22 protein-coding genes are annotated in these 23,229 nt (G+C 29.2%); 16 read left to right on the top strand and 6 right to left on the bottom strand.

What is annotated here, in order from left to right:
- Nucleotides 1-27: 27 nt before the first annotated feature.
- The 4 genes from CAMP18497_RS05990 to CAMP18497_RS05975 all read right to left on the bottom strand — a co-directional run bounded on the left by CAMP18497_RS05990 (nucleotide 28) and on the right by CAMP18497_RS05975 (nucleotide 4,478).
- A complete protein-coding gene (locus CAMP18497_RS05990) occupies nucleotides 28-1,965 on the bottom strand; it encodes a multiheme c-type cytochrome (protein ID WP_337213150.1) in 1,938 nt (645 codons plus the stop codon).
- Between the two features lie 185 nt (nucleotides 1,966-2,150).
- Nucleotides 2,151-2,786, bottom strand: coding sequence for a S24 family peptidase (locus CAMP18497_RS05985; RefSeq protein WP_337213148.1), 636 nt, complete (start codon nucleotides 2,784-2,786; stop codon nucleotides 2,151-2,153).
- A 106-nt stretch (nucleotides 2,787-2,892) separates the two neighbouring features.
- A complete protein-coding gene (ftnA, locus tag CAMP18497_RS05980) occupies nucleotides 2,893-3,387 on the bottom strand; it encodes a non-heme ferritin (RefSeq protein ID WP_012661514.1) in 495 nt (164 codons plus the stop codon).
- 65 nt (nucleotides 3,388-3,452) lie between these two features.
- Nucleotides 3,453-4,478 carry an SIR2 family protein gene (locus CAMP18497_RS05975; RefSeq protein ID WP_337213146.1) on the bottom strand — a complete coding sequence of 342 codons (1,026 nt, stop codon included), beginning with the start codon at nucleotides 4,476-4,478 and terminating at the stop codon, nucleotides 3,453-3,455.
- A gap of 130 nt (nucleotides 4,479-4,608) precedes the next feature.
- On the opposite strand from CAMP18497_RS05975, the gene CAMP18497_RS05970 reads away from it, so the two are divergent.
- On the top strand, nucleotides 4,609-7,041 hold the full coding sequence (locus tag CAMP18497_RS05970) for a hypothetical protein (protein WP_337213144.1): 2,433 nt from the start codon (nucleotides 4,609-4,611) through the stop codon (nucleotides 7,039-7,041).
- Here the strand turns inward: CAMP18497_RS05970 and CAMP18497_RS05965 are convergent, their stop codons facing one another.
- Both CAMP18497_RS05965 and CAMP18497_RS05960 read right to left on the bottom strand, forming a co-directional pair.
- Nucleotides 7,042-8,265 carry a sensor histidine kinase gene (locus CAMP18497_RS05965; protein WP_337213142.1) on the bottom strand — a complete coding sequence of 408 codons (1,224 nt, stop codon included), beginning with the start codon at nucleotides 8,263-8,265 and terminating at the stop codon, nucleotides 7,042-7,044.
- 56 nt (nucleotides 8,266-8,321) lie between these two features.
- On the bottom strand, nucleotides 8,322-8,981 hold the full coding sequence (locus tag CAMP18497_RS05960; RefSeq protein WP_337213140.1) for a response regulator transcription factor: 660 nt from the start codon (nucleotides 8,979-8,981) through the stop codon (nucleotides 8,322-8,324).
- A gap of 85 nt (nucleotides 8,982-9,066) precedes the next feature.
- Here CAMP18497_RS05960 and CAMP18497_RS05955 point away from each other — a divergent pair, with 85 nt between their 5' ends.
- From CAMP18497_RS05955 to CAMP18497_RS05885, 15 genes are all read left to right on the top strand, one after another.
- Nucleotides 9,067-10,050, top strand: a complete 984-nt coding sequence (locus tag CAMP18497_RS05955) for a substrate-binding domain-containing protein (RefSeq protein WP_337213138.1) — start codon at nucleotides 9,067-9,069, stop codon at nucleotides 10,048-10,050.
- Nucleotides 10,051-10,066: 16 nt separating this feature from the next.
- Nucleotides 10,067-10,981 (top strand): phosphate ABC transporter permease subunit PstC, encoded by a 915-nt coding sequence (gene pstC, locus CAMP18497_RS05950; protein WP_337213136.1) that lies wholly within the window; start codon nucleotides 10,067-10,069, stop codon nucleotides 10,979-10,981.
- Nucleotides 10,978-12,066 (top strand): phosphate ABC transporter permease PstA, encoded by a 1,089-nt coding sequence (gene pstA / locus CAMP18497_RS05945; protein WP_337213134.1) that lies wholly within the window; start codon nucleotides 10,978-10,980, stop codon nucleotides 12,064-12,066. The genes pstC and pstA overlap by 4 nt, the downstream gene beginning before the upstream one ends.
- Entirely contained in the window at nucleotides 12,063-12,803 is a 741-nt protein-coding gene (gene pstB, locus CAMP18497_RS05940; protein WP_337213132.1) for a phosphate ABC transporter ATP-binding protein PstB, read from the top strand. Before pstA ends, pstB begins: the two co-directional genes overlap by 4 nt.
- A 164-nt stretch (nucleotides 12,804-12,967) precedes the next feature.
- A complete protein-coding gene (locus tag CAMP18497_RS05935; protein WP_337213130.1) occupies nucleotides 12,968-14,284 on the top strand; it encodes an MATE family efflux transporter in 1,317 nt (438 codons plus the stop codon).
- Complete coding sequence (locus CAMP18497_RS05930; RefSeq protein ID WP_337213129.1) at nucleotides 14,260-14,925, top strand: M48 family metallopeptidase; 666 nt, start codon at nucleotides 14,260-14,262, stop codon at nucleotides 14,923-14,925. Before CAMP18497_RS05935 ends, CAMP18497_RS05930 begins: the two co-directional genes overlap by 25 nt.
- Nucleotides 14,926-14,998: 73 nt before the next feature.
- A complete protein-coding gene (gene pepE, locus CAMP18497_RS05925) occupies nucleotides 14,999-15,820 on the top strand; it encodes a dipeptidase PepE (protein ID WP_337213127.1) in 822 nt (273 codons plus the stop codon).
- A gap of 101 nt (nucleotides 15,821-15,921) precedes the next feature.
- On the top strand, nucleotides 15,922-17,436 hold the full coding sequence (locus CAMP18497_RS05920; protein ID WP_337213125.1) for a hypothetical protein: 1,515 nt from the start codon (nucleotides 15,922-15,924) through the stop codon (nucleotides 17,434-17,436).
- Nucleotides 17,417-19,615: a carbamoyltransferase HypF gene (gene hypF, locus CAMP18497_RS05915; RefSeq protein ID WP_337213123.1), complete on the top strand. Its 2,199-nt coding sequence runs from the start codon at nucleotides 17,417-17,419 to the stop codon at nucleotides 19,613-19,615. The genes CAMP18497_RS05920 and hypF overlap by 20 nt, the downstream gene beginning before the upstream one ends.
- 63 nt (nucleotides 19,616-19,678) lie before the next feature.
- Nucleotides 19,679-20,413 (top strand): hydrogenase nickel incorporation protein HypB, encoded by a 735-nt coding sequence (hypB, locus tag CAMP18497_RS05910; protein ID WP_214115323.1) that lies wholly within the window; start codon nucleotides 19,679-19,681, stop codon nucleotides 20,411-20,413.
- Entirely contained in the window at nucleotides 20,413-20,694 is a 282-nt protein-coding gene (locus CAMP18497_RS05905; protein ID WP_039618343.1) for a HypC/HybG/HupF family hydrogenase formation chaperone, read from the top strand. The genes hypB and CAMP18497_RS05905 overlap by 1 nt, the downstream gene beginning before the upstream one ends.
- Nucleotides 20,681-21,772, top strand: coding sequence for a hydrogenase formation protein HypD (gene hypD / locus CAMP18497_RS05900; protein ID WP_263723738.1), 1,092 nt, complete (start codon nucleotides 20,681-20,683; stop codon nucleotides 21,770-21,772). Before CAMP18497_RS05905 ends, hypD begins: the two co-directional genes overlap by 14 nt.
- A 1-nt stretch (nucleotide 21,773) precedes the next feature.
- Nucleotides 21,774-22,745 (top strand): hydrogenase expression/formation protein HypE, encoded by a 972-nt coding sequence (gene hypE, locus CAMP18497_RS05895; protein WP_337213118.1) that lies wholly within the window; start codon nucleotides 21,774-21,776, stop codon nucleotides 22,743-22,745.
- Nucleotides 22,745-23,110: a hydrogenase maturation nickel metallochaperone HypA/HybF gene (locus CAMP18497_RS05890; RefSeq protein ID WP_337213116.1), complete on the top strand. Its 366-nt coding sequence runs from the start codon at nucleotides 22,745-22,747 to the stop codon at nucleotides 23,108-23,110. The genes hypE and CAMP18497_RS05890 overlap by 1 nt, the downstream gene beginning before the upstream one ends.
- Nucleotides 23,100-23,229 (top strand): peptide-methionine (S)-S-oxide reductase (locus CAMP18497_RS05885; RefSeq protein ID WP_337213170.1); only part of this gene is annotated, 130 nt, incomplete at its 3' end. The genes CAMP18497_RS05890 and CAMP18497_RS05885, both read left to right, overlap by 11 nt.

Raw genomic sequence — 23,229 nt, 5'->3', positions numbered from 1 at the left:
GAAGAATTTTTTATTCTTCCTTTGTATTTATTTACCATTTAGGATATTTTGTGCTTCTTGGATATAAATTAAAGCTTCTTCTATGATTTTCTTAGAATAAGCAGGCCCATGAACACCCCAAGAACCATCTTTTTCTAGTCTATCAGCTATGGCTTGAGCTTGATTTGTTAGGCTTAGTACTTTTGATTTTTGCTCTACTGAAAGTTTGGTTTTTTCAGCAAAAGTTTTATCAATATTTGCTATACCTTTTCTAATTTTCTCATAGCCTTCTTTAACAGGGTTTTGCCACTCCATTACCTTATCATAAATCATTTCTTGATTGCTAAAGTGAAGTTTTTCAGGTAAGGTTGATTGCACAGGACTATGGCAACCACTTGCACCAGGACCCATTAGATTAATATCACTAAAACTAGTTCTACCACAACTCCACATTAAATCAAGGAAAAATCTACCCTCATCATCTCTAGCTATAGTCCAACCACCAACTTTAGGTGATCTTTCTTTGCCTTCTGGTGGATTAAGTGTTTTTGCGGTTTTATCTACTTTGATATTCCAAATATGTGAAGCTCTAACATTATCAAACCCACCTTTATCAGGGTTTTGAACCGCTCCAAAGTTTTCACAACTCATCATATTTGGCATGTGACAAGCTGTACAGCTGTCTTTTGCGTGAATTCCGCCTTTTTTGAAAAAGCTTGCTTGGGTTTCATGACAATCTTTGCAAGTTTTTTTAAGTTTTGTTTTAGTATAACCGCTTTTCCAATCATTAAAAGTTACTTCATGTGGATCATGACAAGTATTACATCTCATACCCTTATCATAGTGTGCTGAAGAATACATTTGAGCACCTTCTGTTCCACACGCAGGACAACTTGATTTAAAATACGCATTGAAAGGTTTTCTAGGATTGATTTTAGCATCAGCTTCATTATATGAAAATCTTTGATGACATCTTTCACAATTTGATGGCATACCCGCACCTCTTGCTCCATAAAGATGTGCTCCAGCTCCGTGGCATTCCTCGCAAGTAATACCTTTTGAGATGGTATGTTTTTGAAGTTCTTTTGGATTACCTAGTGCTTTGTAAAATTCTTCCTTACTCTTAAAATCAAATTTAAAAGTATGACAGGTTTCACAATATGCAGTAGCAGGTTGAAAAACTGCTTTTTCTTTATAAGTTGCAGCATAAGAGTTTGTTCCCCATACTTGAGAGCCATTTCCTCCAAAATCTTCCATTTTAGTAGGAAAACCAGGTGCAAAAGCAGTTATTTTTTGTGCCATTTCAGGGGTTAAAAACTCACTCCAAAGTCTTGAAAATTGATTACCTCCAGCGGTTAATTTACCACTTAAATCACTCAAATTTCCATCTTCAACATGATAAGTTCCACGCACAAGCCATCTATCTATAAAACCATATTTTGTTCTTGGTGTTCCAATGAGAGCATAAACATCATTTGGATAAATTCCATCAGGTAAAATAGTAGCTTGAGAGTTATACATAGGTTTTTTTAAACCTTCAGCTCCACCAACTTCTTCCATTTCATGCGGAAAACGCACGGTTTTTGCATGGCGAGAACGCTCCCAAGAAGCATATTGAGCAGGGTGACACTCACCGCATTTTTTTGGGCCTACAAATTTGTTTGGAAAATCCAAAAAAGATTCATAAGGCAAGCGATAAGTAATAGAAGCTTGTTTTAAACCATGCTCAGCAGCAAATTTAGCTCCATTTTGATTTAAAACCCAGTTTTCAGTTCTATCACTATGGGTAAATTTACCCACCAAACGCCCTTCCTTTTCATATTTGAAAATAGGGTGATGTTTGTAAAGATAGTCAAAAAATGCATCTTCTTGAGCTACGTAACCATCAAGGGTTCTAGGCTCTGAAGAAGCAAAAGCTTGCGAGCTCAAACTTATGCCTAAAGCTAAACAGGCATAGGTAGCAAACTTAGCTAATTTGTGTTTCATAACTTCCCTTTCGCGTGTTTTTTGTTAAAAGATAAAAATACTCTTATTTATTATCTATTAACTATTAAAGTATAATTGTGACTATTTTTTAATAAAAATTAACTTAAAAATATACTTATATTTATTTTTTGTTAATTTAAATAATAAAAATTATCATATAGAAAAAAGAAGTTGTTTGTTAAATATTAAATTCTACTAATAGTCCCCACTACCTTACCCACGATTAAAAAATCACCATTTTGATAATGTACATCTGCATAACTTAGATTAAAAGAGTGTAGATAAACTCCGCCTTTATTACTTTTAAAAATTTGTTTGATAAACAAACCATCTCGAGTATTTACCGCAAAAACCCCGCCTTCTTTAAAGTTTTTACTTTTATCTACTAAACACAAAGAATCATCTTTGATTTCAGGTTCCATACTATCGCCTATACATGGGATGATATCACAATCTTTAGAGCCAAAAAAATCACTTAGTTTTTCATCTATAATCACTTCTGAAAAACTCACATTATCATTTAAAGCCCCACCTCCCATAGAAGCATTAACATCATAATATTTTAAAACATTATAGCTTAGATCAAGCGCTGGAGTATTACTCTCGAGAGAATCTTCGTAAAAAAATGCATTGATATTGATATTTCTTTCATTTAAAAAATGAAGTATTTGTTTATAAGGTATGGAATTTCTAAATTTCATACTATAAAAGGTATCTGGATTGATATTTAGCATTTTAGCTACATCAGAATCTTTGGCGTTTTTTATGCCTTCTTTTTGGAGTATAAATTTAAGTTTATCAGTAATTTCATTCATTTGCATAAAAATCCTTTTAAATAAAAAGTATTTTAGCAAATTTACTTTTATTTTGCAAGAATTCTTTTAAATTAAAAGATATTTAGCTTCCAAATTTATGGAAGCTAAAAAATTATTTATTGATTAAGCTTTTGATGTATTGATCTACCATGTATAAGCCATTGCCATTATCGCTTATGAGTTTGATTTTATCTACTATACCTCTAAAAAGCGCTTCTTCTTCGTGCTGTTCGCTTACGTACCATTGCAAGAAATTAAAAGTAGAATAATCTTTACTTGAAAGCATAAAATCTACAAGATTGTTAATAGAAGCAGTGATGCTTTGCTCATGCTCGAAAGTTTTTTCAAACACATCAAGTAATGATTTAAAATCACTATCAGGTTTTTTAACTTCTTTTAACTCTACTTTAGAATCAGTTTCATTTAAATAAGTGATGAGTTTTCTAGCATGATCACTTTCTTCTCTTGCATGCTCAAACAAAAACGCCCCAGCACCATCAAAACTATGCTCATAGCACCATGAACTCATACTCAAATACAAATTTGCTGCATACATTTCTTTATTGATTTGCTCGTTTAATAAAGCCACTACTTCTTTTGAAAGCATTTTTTCTCCTTTTTTAATAATGATTTTATAATGATATATTTTAAAGTTTAAAATATCATTTAATTTTAACTTTTTAATAATTTTTCTAACTCATCACTTGGATCTTCTTTTATATAATGAGATAAATATTTTGTAATTTTTTTGAAATTATTTTCACAACAAAATTCAAAATTACATTTATTTTCTCCAAATATGTCAATATATCTTTTCTTTTTACTACTTAAGTTTCTATTTGTATTTATTATATATATTGTGTAATTATTTTTATTTAATTGTAATGCTTTTTGAAAAAGATAAACTATGGACAAGTCACTTAAAGGAAAAGAAAAACCATAAATGTAAATATTCTTTGCTTTGATTATCGCGTTAAATGCTTTCATCCAAAGAGCTTGTATAATTGTATGGTTATAGTTGCTTGTTTTATCAAGTATAGGTGGAATAATTAATGGATGCATATCTATTTTTAACATATCTAAATAATACTCTGGTGCACGTTGATTATCATAAATATATATTTGACTGTTTGAAATAGAACGATTATGATACCAATTAATAGAGCCATGTAACTTTATAATTTCTGGTGTATGTTGTTTAAACAGATCATCCTTTAACGGAGTAAATACTCTATGATGTAGTTCTCTTCCTCTTGATGATAAACTATTAATTGGAAATTTATAAAAACATTCATAAAGAGTGTCTTTAGATAATATTTGTTCGAGTAATAAATCATAATTTAGCGTTATACAGGTATTTTTATTTTGATTGATAAATTTTGATAATATTTTAATGTCTTCATTATTTATATCTATACTTTTAACATTGTGCAAATTAATAAAAAAAGAATTAATTATATTTATCTTTTCAAGATAAGAAGCTTCATCTCTTAAAATTTCTTCCTTTGTTTTAAAGGGTAATGGTGATATAAGATAAGTCAATAGTTGTTCTATATTTTCTTGATAAATTTTCTCATTATTATAAATATGTCCTTGTTCTATGAAATGTTTTGATAATTCAGCAAGAGTAGGATAAGAATTATTTAGTGATTTTGAAAAACCTGCACCGAAAAAGAAAACATCATCTTTATTTTGCATAAAAAACCTTTAAATTTTATATTAATGATTTATAAAATAAGATATTTTAATCTATGAGAATAAAAAAATAATTGAAAAATAATTTTATTTTGCTTAAAATTGTAAGTTTATTTATTATCAAAGGTTAAAAATGCAAGAATGGTTAAAAGTAGATGAAGAAACTTTAAAAAACAAAGTGCGTGAAGCGTATTTTTCAAAATTTTCTATAGTTGGTTCTAAGATAGATTTTATCATCACGCAAAAGCATAAAGACTTAGGCGAGATTAATTTATTTTGGGCTGAAGCTAAGCAAGGCATAAGTGATATTAAAAAATCATTCATTCAGCTTATTTTAACCATAGGAAAGCATAAATTTCACGCCGAGCAAACACCTGCTTTAATAGGTGCATTTGATGCTGAAAAAATCGCATTTTTATCTTTTTCTAAAATTCAAGAAGTTTTTTATAAAAACGACATAGATTGGAGTGTAACGCCAAGTGATCATACAAGCGAGCAGTTTTTAAAACTTTTAAAAGAATTAGATGAAATTTTAAACGAAGCTTTGATTTTTTATTATGAAAAAAATAATGAGGAATTAAAAAATTTCATAAAAGAAAATTTAACAAACGAAAATATAAGTAAATTTAAAATTGACAAAAACAACTTTGTAAGCATATATCACAAATGGAGCAAAAGTGTAAAAGAAAGCATAAGTATAGATTGGGACTTAGCCAAGAAAAACGGCATTATCGATGCGGACTTTTACCTAGCTGATTTACTTTCAAATGAAAATCAAACCATAGTAGAAAAGCTTTTTGCTATCTTGAAAAAAGATCATTATGAATTTAATGCCAAAAAGACAGATCTAGGCTCTATCGCTACGGAAAAAACGGGCTTTAAAGATAATCAAAAAGCACATAAAGATTTTTGGGCTATTTATGAGCGTCCGCCTTTAGAGGAATTTTGGGATTATATGATAGAGCGTAGGGATTTGCTTGTAGATCAAGACATTAGAGAAAGAAAGGGAGCGTTTTTTACTCCAAGAATTTGGGTAGATAAGGCTTGTGAGTATTTATCAAAGGCTTTAGGCAAAGACTATGAAGAGAAATACTATATATGGGACTGTGCTGGTGGGACAGGAAATTTGCTAGCAAATTTCACAAATGCAAAAAATGTTTTTTGCTCTACCATAGATAAAGCAGATGTTGATGTAATACATGAGCGTATAAAAAATGGTGCAAATTTATTTGAAAATCATGTTTTTCAATTTGACTTTTTAAATGATGAATTTTTTGATAAAGTAGATGATAAAGGCAATGTTATTTATAAATCAAAACTACCTTCAAATTTACAAGAAATTTTAAAAGATGAAAACAAACGCAAAAAACTCATCATTTTTATAAATCCACCTTATGCAGAAGCGGCCACTTCAACTCAAATTACAAAAACTGGAAAAAATAAAGCAAAAGTGGCAAGAGAAAATAGAATTTGTGAAAAATACAAAGAAATCTTAGGTAAAGCTAACAACGAACTTTTTGCACAATTTTATATAAGAATATATTGTGAGATCGATGGAGCTGTGCTAGCTACTTTTTCTACTTTAAAATATGTAAATAGTTCTAATTTTTCTAAATTTAGAGAAACTTTTAAGGCTAAATTTTTAAAAGGCTTCATAGCACCTTCTTATACTTTTGATAATGTAAAAGGAAAATTTCCTATAGGATTTTTAATATGGGATATGAGTCAAAAAGATGAGCTTAAAAAGGTAAGGCTTGATGTGTTTAATGAAAATGGAAATTTTTTAGGTAAGAAAATTTTTTATTCTTATGAGAAAAGTAAAAAGTTAAATGAGTGGTATAAAAATTTTTATGTTAAAAATAATGAAATAGCTATCATGAATACAAGAGGCAATGATTTTCAAAACACTAACTATATTAGAATTACAACACTAAACAATTACAACCATACAAATATAATTAGTTATCAAAATTTGATACAAACTTCCATTTATTTATCTGTGCGTCATGTTATACCTGCTACTTGGATAAACGATAGAGATCAGTTTTTATACCCAAACAAAGCATATCAAAACGATAAAGAATTTCAAAGTGATTGCTTAGCTTTTATGCTTTTTCATGGGCAAAATCGCATAAGTGCAAAAGAAGGTGTAAATCACTTTATACCTTTTAGCGAGAAAGAATTAGGCATTACCCAAGAAGCATTTAAGAGTGATTTTATGTATAAATTTATAAATGGCAAGATAAAAAATGAAGATGTTTTATTTGATGATACACTAGGCAAGGTGGAATTTTCTAATGAAGCAAAAGAACTTTTAAAAGCAGGTAAAGAGCTTTTTAAGTATTATCACACACATAAAGAAAAGGCAGGGTATTTAGTAAATGCTTCTTTGTATGATATAAAAGAATTTTTTCAAGGTAGAGATGAAAAAGGAAAGATGAATATGCCTAGCAAAGCAAAAGATGGGCATTATAAAATTTTGCTTAATGATTTGAATTTAGCTTTGGATGTTTTAGCTAAAAAAATCGAACCAAAAATTTATGAATATGGTTTTTTAAGAGAGTGATTAGCTAATACTAAAAGAAAAAATACTACCTTTTTGTGGGTTAGATTGAATTTTTAAAGAACTTTTGTGCAAAGTGAGTATTTTTTTAACTAAAAACAATCCTAATCCAAAAGAGTTATTTTGTGTCGAGTTTGCTTTGTAGAATTTTTTTGTTATAAATTTAAGGTGTTTTTCTTCTATGCCTACACCTTGATCTATGATAGTAAAATTTTGATTTTCTACAATGATTAGTACCTCTTTTTTACTGTATTTTAGGGCATTATCTATTAGATTAATGATAACTTGTTCTATGAGAAATTTATCCGCTTTGATAAAGCTTGCTTGGCCTTGAATTTTCAACCTATCATCTCTAAAACTTTCTAATAAATTTTTACTTAAAGCATATAGGTCGAATTTTTCTAAATTTAAAGAATCAAAATTAAGATTAAAAACAAAATTGAGTTTGTGTGTTAGTTGGTTGATTTTTACGCTTTGTTTGTGAATTTTTTCAAGTAAAAATAATTTCATATTTTCATCATTAGTTTCTTTTAAAGATTGCAAGCTCAAATCTATAACGCTTATAGGGTTTTTAAGTTCATGTGATATAGCGCTGATTACATTGCTTAGTTGGGTGTTTTTGGTTTGAATTTTTTTAGCTTGTTTTTTGTTTTTTAATTCTTGCTTGATGAGTAATTTTTTAATTTTCAATAAGCGTAAATTTAAATTTTTTAATTCATAAACGAAATTATATTTTAAAATGAAATTAGTATTTGATTTGATACTTTTAACAAACAATAATAATTCTTGAAAATAATTTTTGAAAAAATTAAACACAACAAAATAAAACACAACAAGTACAAGTAAAAAGAAAGAAAAAATAATAATATTTTTAATCCAAAAATTTTGCACCAAAGAGTGTATTTTAGGATATACAATGATGATATATTGATAGTTTTTATAAGCATAAGCTTTAAAATAAATTTCTTTTTGTTTATAAAAATCATGAGTAAAATTAGACTCAAAGTGATTTAAAAAATAAGAATAATCTTTTAATGATGAAAAAATATCATCATTTTGTTTAATGATAAAATCTGCTCTAGTATTTTGAGCAAATTGCTTGATGTTATTGGAATTTAGTGTATCTAATAACTGAAATTGTAAAACATCATTGAGTGTTTTTAGTTTTTGCTCATAAGTATTTTTTACCGTAGTATTGATATAGCTTTCATTGAAAAAATAAAACAATATAAAAAAAGCAATACAAAAAAATCCAAGTGTAAAAAGGAAAAATGTTTTTATTTTTAGCACAATTTATAACCCACCGAGCGCACTGAAATGATATTTTCTTTAATTTGTGGAATTTTTTGTTTTAATCTTAAAATAGCTGTATTGATTGTCTTATCGCTTGTTGTGTCATTTTTCCATACTTGCTCACTTAAAAATTGACGGCTTAGAAGTTGATTTTTGTGGTTAAAAAAACACTTGAGTAGTTCTACATCTAGGGTTGATAAATTTTCAAATGTATTTGTTTGATAGATTAATTTTCTGTCTTCTATATATAAGGTAAAATCTTGATAAGAAATTTGTTCTTTTGGAGTTTTATTTCTTTTAGTTACAGCTTTGATTCTAAATAAAAGTTCATTAAAATCAAAGGGTTTGCATATATAATCATCACAGCCTTGCTCAAAACCTTCTAAAATATCTTTTTGTAAAGTCTTTGCACTAAGAAAAATCACAGGCTCCATATAACCTTTTTTTCTTAAATGTTTTATCATCTCTACACTATCGCCACTTGGTAAATTTCTATCCATGATGATTAAGTCTATTTCATTTGTATCTAGAAAATTTTCTAAGTCAAAAAAATCAAAATAACTATAAATTTTTATATTTTCTTGACTAAGTCTTAGTGTGATTAATTCGTTTAAGTCTTTATCATCTTCTATCAAAATAATATTTAACATATAAAAATTATATCAAAAAATATATGTATCCAAAATGTTTCCAAGTTTTTTTAAATTTTCATCACTTTTTAACTAAGGAGAAAAAATGAAAAAACTTTTGGCTTTAAGTGTAGCTACTTTTGTTAGTCTAAACGCAGCAGATTTAAAAATAGCAGGTTCATCCACTGTCTATCCTTTTACTTCTTTTGTTGCTGAAGAATATGCTGTTATAAAAAATACAAAAACACCTATAGTTGAAAGTCTTGGCACAGGCGGTGGTTTTAAAGTGTTTTGCGAGGGAATTACTGATATTTCTAATGCTTCAAGAGCAATCAAGCCAAGTGAATTTGAAACTTGTAAAAAATCAGGTGTGAGTGATATAGTCGGGATTATGATAGGCTATGATGGCATAGTTTTAGCTCAAAATAAAATCAATGCTCCATTAAATATAAGCTTACATGAGTTATTTTTAGCTTTGGCCAAAGAAATTCCACAAGATGGAAAATTAGTCCCAAATCCTTACACAAATTGGCAACAAATCAATAAAAATCTACCAAATAGAAAAATTACAATCTATGGTCCTCCATCAAGTTCAGGAACAAGAGATAGTATAGAAGAGCTTGTAATGGTAGATATTTCTAAAAAAATTCCTGAATATAAAGGTGCATATAAAACTATACGCCAAGATGGAGCATTTATACCAAGTGGAGAAAACGATAATTTAATTGTTTCAAAACTTTCTGTTGATAAAGAAGCTTTTGGGCTTTTTGGGTACGGATTTTTAGCTAGTAATGATGATAAGATTAATGCTACCCACATTGATGGTGTAAAAGCTGATGAGAAGAATATTTCCGAAGGAAAATATAAACTAGCTCGTTCTTTGTTTATATATATGAATGCTAAGAAAAATCCAGAAGTATTTGAATTTGCAAAAATTTATATGAGTGATGATTTAGCTAAAAGCGGAGCAGAATTAGAAAAAATAGGATTAGTTCCTTTGGATGAAAAAACTTTAAAAGCAACCCAAAAACATATAGAAGAAAAAGGTTTATTAACTGATGAGCTTGTTAAAGCAGGGAAAGTTTTTTAATTTTTAGGATGAAAAATTGATAAAAGAAAAAATAATAAAATTAACGCTTTTTCTTTGTGCTTTTGTTAGTGTAGTAGTAAGCTTTGCTATTATGCTAACTATTTTAATAGAGGCTTTAAAATTTTTTCAAAAAGAAAGTGTATTTACTTTTTTATTCTCAAGTCAGTGGGCAGCAGATGCTGCATTTGTAGGTGCTGATGGAAGTAGCAAGCATGGTGTTTTTGGTGCTTTGAGTTTATTTTGGGGAACTTTTTATATTTCATTAATAGCAATGTTAACAGCCTTACCTTTAGGTGTAATGTGTGCTATTTATCTTGGAGTATTTGCAGGTAAAAAATCTAAAAACTATTTAAAACCTATTTTAGAAATCATAGCAGGAATTCCTACTGTAGTTTTTGGATTTTTCGCAGCCATAGTTGTAGCTCCTTTTATAGTGTGGTTTTTTTCTCTTTTTGGTATCAAAGCTAGTTTTCAAAGCGCCCTAGGTGCAGGTTTTATCATGGGTATCATGATAGTTCCTATAGTAGCTTCACTCTCACAAGATTGCATTGAAGCTGTAAGTTCAAAAAGGATAAATGGAGCTTATGCTTTAGGTATGACTAAAAAAGAAATTGTATTTGCAGTAATTTTACCAGAAGCAATGCCAGGTATAGTTGTAGCTTGTCTTTTAGGACTTTCAAGAGCTTTAGGTGAAACGATGATTGTTGTTATGGCTGCTTCATTGCGTCCAAATTTAACAATGAATTTCTTAGAAGATATGACAACAGTGACTGTAAAAATAGTAGAAGCATTAAGTGGTGATCAAGCTTTTGATAGCTCTTTGGCTTTAAGTGCATTTTCTTTAGGGCTTGTGCTTTTTATTATTACATTAATCATTAATATTTTTAGCGTTTATTTGATTAATCGCTTCCATAAAAGGAAAAATTTATGAATAAACTTTTTAAACAAAGAAAAAAAGCTTCAAAAAATTTTAAAAGATTCTGTAAAATGGGGCTTTATATAAACCTTATTTTTCTTTGTATTTTTTTATCAAGCGTAGGATATCTTGGGATAGGAGCTTTTAAGCAAACTTACATTTATGCCCAGGCTGATAGAAATAGCCCTTCGTATGAGCTTTTATCGCGTGCTGAGCAAAGGAAAATAAGAACAGGTCAAATCAAAGAAAAATCTTGGCTTTTAGCAAATTCTGAAGTTGATCAATATATGAAAAAAAACTACAATAAACTAAGCGATGAGCAAAAAACTTTAGTTGATGAATTAGTTCAAAAGCAAGAAATCAAACTAAGTTTTAACACAAATTTTTTCCTTAATGGAGACTCTAAATCACCTGAAAATTCAGGAATCTTTGCTTCTGTGGTTGGAACTTTGCTTGTAATGTTAGTATGTATGGCTGTGAGTATCCCAATAGGAGTTGGAGCAGCTATTTATTTAGAAGAATTTGCTCCGCAAAATGTATTTACGCATTTTATAGAAGTGTGTATTAATAACCTTGCAAGTATTCCTAGTATTTTATTTGGACTTTTAGGACTTGGGGTATTTATTAATCTTTTTGGGATGCCTCGTTCTAGTGCTTTAGTTGGGGGACTTACTTTAGCAATTATGAGTTTGCCTATTATTATTGTTTCAACTAAAGCTGCCTTAAAAAGTGTGGATATTAATATGAAAAATGCAGCATATGCTTTAGGCATGACTAAAATTCAAATGATAAAAGGCATTATGCTACCTTTGGCAATGCCTATGATTTTAACAGGTTCTATTTTAACTCTAGCAGGGGCTATTGGCGAAACCGCACCTTTGATGATTATAGGTATGATAGCTTTTATACCTGATGTGGCAAACTCAATTTTTGCGCCAACAAGTGTTTTACCTGCTCAAATTTTTTCATGGTCAGCTATGCCAGAGCGTGCATTTTTAGAAAGAACAGCAGCAGGGATTATAGTGCTTTTATCTCTTTTGGTGATTTTAAATTTAGCAGCAATACTTTTAAGAAGATATTTTCAAGGAAAATTAAAATGATAGCAAAAACAACAAATTTAAATTTATTTTATGATAAAAAACAAGCTTTGTTTGATATTAATATGGAAATTCAAAAAAATAAAATCACAGCTTTAATAGGTGCTTCAGGCTGTGGAAAATCCACATTTTTGCGTTGTTTTAATAGGATGAATGACAAAATAGCAAAAGTAGATGGTCTTGTCGAGATTGATGGAAAAGATGTTAAAAATCAAGATTTAGTCGTGCTTAGAAAAAAAGTTGGAATGGTATTTCAACAACCTAATGTTTTTGCAAAAAGCATTTATGATAATATTTCTTATGCTCCAAAACTCCATGGGATGATCAAAAACAAAGATGAAGAAGATGCTTTGGTGGAAGATTGTCTTAAAAAAGTAGGGCTTTTTGAGGAAGTAAAAGATAAACTAAAGCAAAATGCTCTAGCACTTTCAGGTGGTCAGCAACAACGCCTTTGTATAGCAAGAGCTTTGGCTATAAAACCAAAATTATTACTTTTAGATGAACCAACTTCTGCACTTGATCCTATATCTTCAAGTGTTATAGAAGAGCTTATTAAAGAATTAAGTCATAATCTTTCCATGATTATGGTAACACATAATATGCAACAAGGTAAGCGCGTGGCTGATTATACTGCGTTTTTTCATTTAGGAGAACTTGTAGAATTTGGAGAGAGTAAAGAATTTTTTGAAAATCCCAAAGAAGAAAAAACAAAAGCTTATTTAAACGGAGCTTTTGGGTAATTTTTATTTATTTAGAAATTTTGATGATGTAATTAATCAAAATTTCTAAAATATATTTGTTTATTCTTAAAATCAGTATAATTAAAAATATATTTATCTTTAAAAAAGCAATTTTTAAGTAAAATTACTTTTACTTTCAAAAATTATTATCAAAAAGAGTATTTATGGCCAGCAAACAACTTTCACTTAAACATCTTAGTATGCCTATACTACTTGAAATGTTTTTAAGATATTTTTCTTTGATTATCAATACCGTTATGGTTTCGCAGTATTCTAACTTTTTAGTTGGGGCTATGGGTGCGGGTAATCAAGTAGCAGATTTATTTATTATTATTTTTAGTTTTTTAAGTGTGGGTTGTAGTGTGGTGATTGCTCAAGCTTTAGGAGCTAAAAATTATACTTTAGCTAGAAAAGTAATCCATCAAAGTTTATTTTTAAATGCCTTGCTTGGTTTTGTGTGTGGAAGTTTGATTTTATGGCATGGAGAGTTTTTACTCTATCTTTTACAAATTCCAAATGAACTTTTAAAAGACAGTGAAATTTACTTGCATATGCTTGGAATTTGTTTGTTTTTTGACGCTATGGGTATAGTTTTGGCTGCTATTATTAGGGTGTATAATATGGCTTATTGGGTTATGTTTACAACCTTATTGATGAATGTTGTGATATTTATAGGAAATTTTTATGTATTACATTTTACAAAGTTAGAGCTTTTTGGAGTAGGGCTTAGTAATATACTTGGGCGTGTGATATCTTTTTGTATGCTTGTGGGTATACTTAGCTTTAAGCTTAAAATTCATTTAAAATTTAAAGAAATGATAAGTCTTGAAAAAATGGTTTTAAAAAAGATACTCAACATCGGTGGGTTTGCAGCAGGGGAGCATTTGATATGGTTTATACAATACACCATAGCTTTTGCTTTTGTAGCAAGTTTAGGCAAAGAAAATTTAAGTGTTCAAACGATTTATTTTCAAATTTCTTTGCTCATCATGCTAGTAGGGCAAGCTATAAGCGTAGCAAATGAAATTATCATAGGTAAATTAGTTGGCGCAAAATACTTAAATTTAGCTTATAAGCATACTTGGATAGCGCTTTATTTTAGTGTGATTGCAAGTGCTTTTGTAGCTTTGCTTAATTATGTTTTGCAAGATTTTACCATGGGTGTAGTAAAGCTTGAAGAGAGTTTAAAAGAGCTTATGATACCACTTTTTACTCTTTCAATCTTCTTAGAAATCTCAAGAACTTTTAATATAGTCATGGTAAATTCACTAAGAGCAAGTGGTGATGCGAGATTTCCGTTTTTAAGTGGAGTGGTGTTTATGCTTGGGGTTTCTTTACCAGTTGGTTATGTGCTTTGTTTTTATGTTGGGCTTGGAATTTTAGGAGTTTGGATAGGTTTTTGCGCGGATGAGTTTTTACGTGGTATTGTAAATTCATATAGATGGAAAAGTAAAAAATGGCAAGGCAAAGCTCTAGTATAAAAGGAATTTTAGAATTTAAAGAATTTTGTTTTGCTTTTGAAAAGAAAAAACTTAAATATCTAAGACTTAGGATAGATAGAGATTTAAATTTCAAGCTTAGCATACCGCTATATTATGAGCAAAGAGATGTTTTAAGATTTTTAGAAAAAAATGAAAGTTGGATTAGAGCTAAAGAAAAAGAACTTTCTTTAAAAAGGGTAGTTATAGCAAGTGATGAGCTATATTTTTTAGGTAAAAAATACAAGCTAGTTTTTAACGAAAATCACAAAAAAGTTCTCATAAAAAAAGATAAAATCTTTGCAAAAAATCAAAAATCCTTAGATCTTTTTTTAAGGCGTAGTGCTAGGGTGATTTTTGAGTATTTTATAAAAAAATGGCAATTTGTCTGCAAGAGAAAAGTGCAAAGAATTTGTATTAAAGAAATGATCTCAAGATGGGGTTCTTGCAATCATCAAAAAGCATACATAAACTTAAATTTAAAACTCATGCAAAAACCTATAAAAGCTATAGAATATGTGGTTTTACATGAACTTACACATTTAATCTACCCACATCATCAAAAAGAATTTTATGATTTTTTATATAAATTTATGCCTGATTATAAAGCAAGAGAAGTTTTTCTAAAAAGTCTTATTTTTTAACAAGAATTTATTTTAATTTAAAAAAATATTTATTAAAATAAATAGTTTTTAAATATATTTTAAAGGAAAAACAATGAAAAGAAGAAATTTGTTAAAAGTAGGTGCTTTGGGTTTAGCTGCTATGCTTTTTAGTGGGGTGGCTTTAAATGCTAATGATGTGGTTAATTTTCCAAAAGATAAGCAAAAAGCTTTATTGCTCTCAAGTTCGGGATATAAAGACACTGGGTATTTAAACCATGCTTTACCTTGGCTTAAAGAATTTGTTGAAAAAAACAACTTAAAAGGTAAAAAAGTAGCATTTATACCTTATGCGGGTGTTAGAAAAACTTATGAGCAATATGAAGCACAAGTTGCTAAAGCTTTAGAAAGCTTAGGACTTCAAATAATTAGTGTGCATAGAGGAAATGCTGCTGATATTGTTAAAAGTGCTGATGCGATTTTTGTAGGGGGCGGAAATACTTTTGAACTTGTAAATCAACTTTATAATAATAACCTAGTAGAGCTCATCGCAAAAAGAGTAAGTGAGGGCGTGCCTTATGTTGGTTGGTCAGCAGGTTCAAACGTAGCAGGTGCAACTATGATGACAACTAATGATATGCCTATAGTTGAACCAAAATCATTCAATACTTTTAATATCTTCCCTCATCAAATCAACCCGCATTTTATCTCAGGTAAGCCAGTAGGACATAATGGTGAAAGCCGCGAAGAAAGACTTGAAGAGTTTTTGATTGTTAATCCTAAAGTTGTTGTTTATGCTTTACCTGAAGGTGTTGCATTGTCACTTGATGGTAAAAAAGCAAAAGTTTTAGGTATGGATAAAAATGCTCCACTTTTAAAACTTGAAAACAAAAAAGAAATTCAAAAAATCGCTATCGGTTCTGAATTTAACTACTAAAATAACAAGCTATCTATATTTTAGATAGCTTGTTTAAGCTTTCCTTAGAATTAAAATTGTTATATTTATGCTTTAGAAATTTTAATTTTAAGGTTTTAAACTTGCTTTTAGAAATTACTTTTGATTATAAATCTAAAAACGATATTTTTGAGTATTTGTTAGCTTATTATGCTAAAGATTATGTGTATAATTATGAGCAAAAAGATGAGAAAATCATCATTAAAATTAAAGGCGAAAAAGATGAAATTCAAGCCTTTTGTTCTAATTTAGAAAATATCAGCCACAGTGTTTTTTTAAACAAATTTGACTTAAAAGTTACAGAAGAAGATTTTACGCCCATAAAAAAAGAAAAAACCTTCACTAAAAGAAGTTTTTTAACAAGACTTAATGCAAATGCTTATACTAATGGTGAGCTTTTAGAAAATGAATGGGGTGTTTTTGTAGAAGAAGAGTTTAGGATAGAAGAAGATTTTATAAAAATCACTAAAGAAAATTTCTGCGATAATTTAAAAAAAACCTTAGAAAAATTAAAAAATAAAGAAAAAATATATTTTAAAAGCTCAAAAGGAACATATGTTTTTGAAATTTTTAATGAAGCATTAGATGATTTTTTAATACCTTGCGATCCAAAGCATATCAATGTATTTTTTTCTTGTAATAACGAGCAGTTTAAAATCTTAGCAGGGGTTGAAAAACCTCTAATGAAACTTAAATTTAATGCTATTTTTAGACAAAATCATCAATTAAATCATGAGTATTTTAAAATAAAAATATATGATAATCTTTTCTTGTTTGCCTTATGTTTTGAGCTTGAAAAAGAAGGAATTAAGTTTTTAAATTTTAAAAAGCTAGAACATTTTGAAGATGATTTTGAAGTGGCTTTAATCGAAAATGAACTAGTAGTTTGTAGAGGTTATGATTATATTTTACCTGAGTTTAAAAATTTGATTTTTCAAAAAGAAGATAAAAATTTTGCAAGAATTTCTTGTATATTGTCTGATTTTAAAGACAAAAAGCCTTTGCTTTTAGAACTTAGCAAAAGAAATGATGATATTATCTTACTTGATAAAGAGCTAAATCTTTTAAAACTAAATTTACCAAAAAGTTTTGATGAGTTTTATGAAACTATAAATCAAGATGATGTTGCTAAGAGATTACTAGCTAATTATGAAAAAGAATTTACCCTAGTACGAAAAGAACTAAATATGGCTAATAATTTTTTTAATCTTTTTGGCATGGTAGGGATGATCTTAGAGCTTGATGAAGATGTGCAAAGTGCTGCATTAGCGCTTTTAGCTTTAGCAGATGAGAGTAAAATGGCAAAAGGTGTTAGGATAGATTTTAAGCTTAATGAGCAAAAAGAATTTGATTATACTAAAACCTTAAGAAGCGTGATGAGCTTTAAGCTTGCTGGAGTAGAAAATCAAATCATAGCCTTAGGTGTTGTTGAGAGTTTGGCGTATTTTTTAAGGGATTTATTCGATGATTTAAAAGCTAAAGAACAAGTTGATTGTGCCGTGCTTAGTGGGAGCTTGTTTGAACACAAAAGCCTTAGTAAAAATGTATTTAAACACATACCATTTTTTAAGTTAAGCGATGTCCCACTTTGGATATGAAATTCATATTAAAGGGCTAGTGCAAGGCGTTGGCTTTCGCCCTTTTGTTTTTAACATAGCTAAAGAGCTTAATTTAAAAGGTGAAGTTTATAATAATAGCTTAGGTGTTGTTATAATCCTTGAGTGTAGTAATGATGAATTAGAAATTTTTAAAGAAAAACTTTTTGCTAATTTACCACCTTTAGCTAGGATAGATGATTTTAATTTTTCTTATAAAAAACTTCAAAAAACTTATAATGAATTTAGTATAAGTACTTCACAAGATAGTGAAAAATTTAGTCCGATTTTGAGCGATTTTGCTCTTTGTGAGGATTGCTATAATGAATTTTATGATGAAAAAAACCCGCGTTTTAAATACCCTTTCATCACTTGTACAAGTTGCGGACCAAGATTTTCTATTATAAAAAAACTCCCATATGATAGAGCTAATACGACTATGGATGAGTTTAAAATGTGTTCTTTTTGTCAAAGTGAATATGAAGATCCCGCTAATCGTCGCTTTCATGCTCAACCACTCTCATGTCCAAAATGTAAAATTACTATCTTTTTAAAAGATAAAAGTCAAAATATTTTAGCCAAAGATGAAAAAGCTTTTATCTTGCTTGCAAAACTTTTAGAAGAAGGTAAAATCATAGCTTTTAAAGGTATAGGTGGGTTTCATTTAATTTGTGATAGCACAAATGAAAATGCTATAAATGAACTTAGAATACGTAAAAATCGCCCTAAAAAGCCTTTTGCCATTATGGTAAAAGAACTTAAAATGGCTCAAGAATTAGCTTTTATCAATGAAGCTGAGACAAAACTTTTAACTTCAAATTTAAAACCCATAGTTATTTTAAATAGCAAAAATATCCATAAAAGCTTAGCACCAGATACTAATAAAATAGGTATTATGTTAGCTTATACGGGAACGCATTTAATGCTTTTTGAACATTTTAAAAAACCTATCATTGCAACTAGTGCTAATTTAAGCTCACAAAGCATTATTTATGAAGAAACAAAACTTTTAGAGCAACTTAGTGACGTATTTGATTTTTATCTTGATTATGATAGAGCAATACACAATTCAAGCGATGATAGCATTGCTCAAGTTGTTGGTAAAGAAGTAATGTTTTTAAGGACTTCAAGGGGTCTTAACCCACTTTATATTAACACAGCAGATATTTTTAATGTAAAAGAAAATATTCTAGCTCTAGGAAGTGAATTAAAAAATGAATTTGCATGTTTTTTTAAAAATCAAATTTTCATTTCTCCTTATATAGGTGATATGAAAAGTTTAGACATACAAGAGAGATTTTTTAAAATTTTAACTTTCTTTCAAAACTCTTATAAACTAAATTTTGATCATATTTTAAGCGATAAACACCCACAATTTAACTATGTAAAAGAATTTAAAGATTATAAAAATTTTCGCGTGCAACATCACTATGCACATTTGTGTGCTTGTTTATTTGAACACAAAATTTACAAAAATGATGTTTTAGCCTTTGTTTTTGATGGGACAGGTTATGGAGATGATGGAAAAATTTGGGGTGGAGAGATTTTTAGAGCGAGTTTAAAAAGCTATGAAAGGCTAAATCATTTTAAAAATTTCAAACTAATTAATGCAGATATTAAAAATATCGCAAATTTAGCTTTAGCTTTGATTTTTGATTTTAATTTAGAAAGCAAAGCTAGCGAGTTTTTAGCTAAATTTTCTCAAGTAAAATTAAATAATCTTAAAAAAATTCATACTCAAAGCTCTTTATATACAAGTTCTCTTGGTAGAATTATTGATGCTTTTGGCGCTTTTGCTTTTGATATACAAAAGCTTGATTATGAAGCACAAATTGGACTTTTGATGGAAAAATATTATGATAAAAATCTTGATTATAGTTACAAATTTGACATCAAAGAAAAAGAAATTTGCTTTAAAAATGCTTTTTTGCAAGCCTTAGAAGATAAAGATAAAGTTAAAATTAGCACAGGTTTGCTTAATGGCATTGCAGATTTAATTATAGAATATTCAAAAGATTTTAAAGAAGAAGTGCTTTTGTGTGGTGGAGTATTTCAAAATAAAACCTTACTTGAAATTTTAGATCAAAAAAATTTTGCTTATAAAACTTCTTTGCAATTTCCTTGTAATGATAGTTCTATTGCACTTGGACAACTTGTGCATTATTTATCTTTAAAAACTTAATAAAACTCATATTTTTTTAATACTTTTTTATATACAATAAAATAAAAAGATAAAGGAAAGATTATGTGTAAAGATTGCGGCTGTTCTATTAATGGACATGAACATCATCATGATCACCATCATGAAAATCCGGCTTTAAAAGATGAAAAAACTATTAATGTTATTAGTAAAATTTTATCAAAAAATGATCATCAAGCAGCTCATAATAGAGAGCATTTTAATGAGTATAATACTCTTTGTATTAATCTAATGAGTTCTCCAGGAAGCGGTAAAACAACACTTTTAGAAGAAACTATAAAAACTTTAAAAGATGATTTAAAAATAGCCGTGGTTGAAGGAGATTTAGAAACTAACAATGATGCAAATCGCATTATCAAAGCAGGAGGCTTAGCTCATCAAATCACCACAGGACAAACTTGTCATTTAGATGCTTTTATGGTGCATGAAGCTTTACATCATTTTAAACTTAGCGAACTTGATATAGTTTTTGTTGAAAATGTGGGAAATTTAGTATGTCCTGCAAGTTATGATTTAGGCGAGCATTTAAATGTGGTTTTACTTTCAGTAACAGAAGGTAGTGATAAGGTAGAAAAATATCCAGTGATGTTTAGAAAGGCTGATTTATTAGTCATTACTAAAGCCGATTTAGCTCAGCATTTTGACTTTGATTTTAAAGCAGCTTCTATGGCTGCTAAAAGGCTAAATCCTAAAATAGATATTATGATTTTAGATAGCAAAACAAAAACAAGGTTTGATCTTTGGATAAATTATCTAAAAATGAAAAAGGAGCTTAACTAATGTGTCTTTCTATACCTTCTAAAATTTTAGAAATTGATGAGCTAAATTCAGCTATAGTAGAAACTTTAGGGGTTAAAAGAAGAGTAAGTTTGGATTTAATAAGTGAGCCTTTAAAAGTAGGTGATTATGTGCTTATACATGTAGGTTTTGCTATGGAAAAAATCGACACTCAAGCTGCACAAGAGAGTTTAAAAATTTATACAGATATAGCAGAGAAAATGCAAAATGGACAAATTGATGAAAATGAAGGCGATATGGGGCTAAAAAATGGATTTAATTAATGATTTTAGAGATAAAGAAAGAATTTTAGCCCTAAAAGAACTTATTGCTTCTAAAATTACTAAGCCTATTAATATCATGGAAATTTGTGGTGGACATACGCATAGTATTATGAAATTTGGTTTACCTGATTTATTGCCAAAAGAAATTAATTTTGTTCACGGCCCAGGCTGTCCTGTATGTGTTATGCCTAGAGAGCGTATTGATGTAGCTTTAAAGCTTGCAAGTATGCCAAATACTATCTTTTGTGTATTAGGCGATATGCTTAAAGTGCCAGGAAGTTATGAAAGCTTAATTGATCTTAGAGCCAAAGGAGCTGATGTTAGAGCGCTTTATACACCTTTGGATGTGATAGATATAGCTTTAAAAAACCCTGAGAAAAATATAATCTTTTTTACCATAGGTTTTGAGACAACTACACCTATGAGTGGGGTGATTATAGAAAAAAGTATAGCCTTAAATTTAAAAAATTTATTTTTTCATATTAATCATGTATTAGTTCCACCCGCAGTAGAAGCTATCATGCAAGATGAAAATGTAAAAATTGATGCCTTTTTAGGACCTTCTCACGTAAGCGTTATCACAGGATCAAATATTTATGAACCTATTGCTAAAAAATACAAAACTCCTATAGCAGTGAGTGGTTTTGAGCCAGTTGATATAATGCTTAGTGTGTTAAATATAGTAGAGCAAATGAATGCAAATACTTTTGAAGTTTACAATGAATATCACAGAGTAGTTAGCAAAGAGGGAAATTTAAAAGCCAAAGCTTTAGTAGAAAAATACTTTAAACCTTGTGATTTTGAATTTAGAGGTCTTGGAGTGATTGTAAATGGTGGGCTTTGTTTAAAAGATGAATTTGCGCACTTAGATGCTAGCAAAGTGTTTGACTGTAAAGTGCAAAGTAAAGATGAGAGTAAAGCTTGTATTTGTGGTCAAATTTTAAGAGGCTTAGCTAAGCCTTATGATTGTAAGGTGTTTGCAAAAGCTTGTACTCCAAAAAATCCTATAGGTAGCTGTATGGTTTCTAGTGAAGGAGCTTGTGCGGCTTATTATAAATACTATCAAGATAAGGCATAAAATGAAACAAATTACTCTAGCCCACGGTGGTGGTGGCGAAGAAATGAATGCTTTGATAAGTGAAATTTTTTCTATTTTTGAAAATGATGTTTTAAAAGAAGCAAATGACGCTGCTATTTTAGATGATTTGGCTTTTAGTACCGATTCTTTTGTACTAAATCCTATCTTTTTAAAAGATATAAATATAGGAAAATTAGCAGTTTGTGGTAGCGTAAATGATGTATTAATGGTGGGAGCAAAACCGCTATATTTATCACTAGCTTTGATTTTAGAAGAGGGTTTTGAGACAGAAAAGTTAAAAATTATACTAAAATCTATAAAAGAAGAATGCGATAAAGCAGGAGTAAAACTAGTTTGTGGGGATACTAAAGTTGTTCCTAAAAATAAAGGCGATGAAATATATATTAACACTTCATGTATAGGTAAAAATATACAAAAAATCAACACCAAAGACTTAAAAAGTGGTTGCAGTATATTAGTTTCAAGGGATATTGGAGCCCATGGTTGTGCGGTTTTGGTTGAAAGAAATAATTTAGAGGCAAATATCCAAAGTGATTGCAAAAGCTTAAAAGATGAAGTTTTAGCACTTTTAAATGCAGATATTTCTATAAAAGCAATGCGTGATGCTACGCGTGGTGGGCTTAGTGCGGTTTTAAATGAATGGGCTAAATTAAGTAATTTAGAGCTTTTAATATATGAAGAAAAAATCCCAGTTTGCGATGAAGTTTTAGGGGTTTGTGAGCTTTTTGGGTATGAGCCTTATGAGCTTGCAAATGAAGGAACTTTTATTGTTTGTGTAGATAAAAAAGATGAGCAAAAAGCATTAGAAATTTTAAAACAATTTAATGCTAATGCAGCCATTATAGGTGAAATCACAGCTAATGAAAAAACAAGAGTAGTTTTAGAAAATGCTTATGGAGCAAAACGCATTTTAGAAGCTCCAAAAGGCGAACTTTTACCAAGAATTTGCTAATGCATGAGTTAAGTATTACAGAATCATTACTAGAGCTTTGCGAAGAATATGCTCAAGGAAAAATTATTGAAGAAGTGCATGTTAAAATAGGGCGCTTAAGCGGGGTTGAACCTCCACTTTTACAAAGAAGCTTTGAAACTTTTAAAGAAAATAGTCCCTTGTGTAAGAATGCTAAATTTATTATGCATATCCAAGAAGTAATAGTTGAGTGTCAAAAATGCCATTTTAGCGGAGTACTTGAAAATAATATCTTTTGGTGCCCAAAATGCGAAGATAAAGATTTAAAAATCATAGACGGAGAAGAACTTTATCTTATGCAACTTGTTTTAAAAGAAAATGAGGATTTAGAAAATAATGACAAATAAAGAAATCATCTTAGGTGCGGGTTGTTTTTGGTGTACTCAAGCTGTGTTTGATGAAATCAAAGGCGTAGTTTATACAGAAGTAGGTTATAGTGGCGGTAAGCCAAATCCAAGTTATGAAA

Origin of the sequence: Campylobacter sp. W0066.1, from assembly GCF_024723635.1 — a bacterium.
GTDB lineage: Bacteria > Campylobacterota > Campylobacteria > Campylobacterales > Campylobacteraceae > Campylobacter_D > Campylobacter_D lari_C.
The sequence above is the reverse complement of the archived record's forward strand: the minus strand, read 5'-3'. Positions and strand labels throughout refer to the sequence as shown.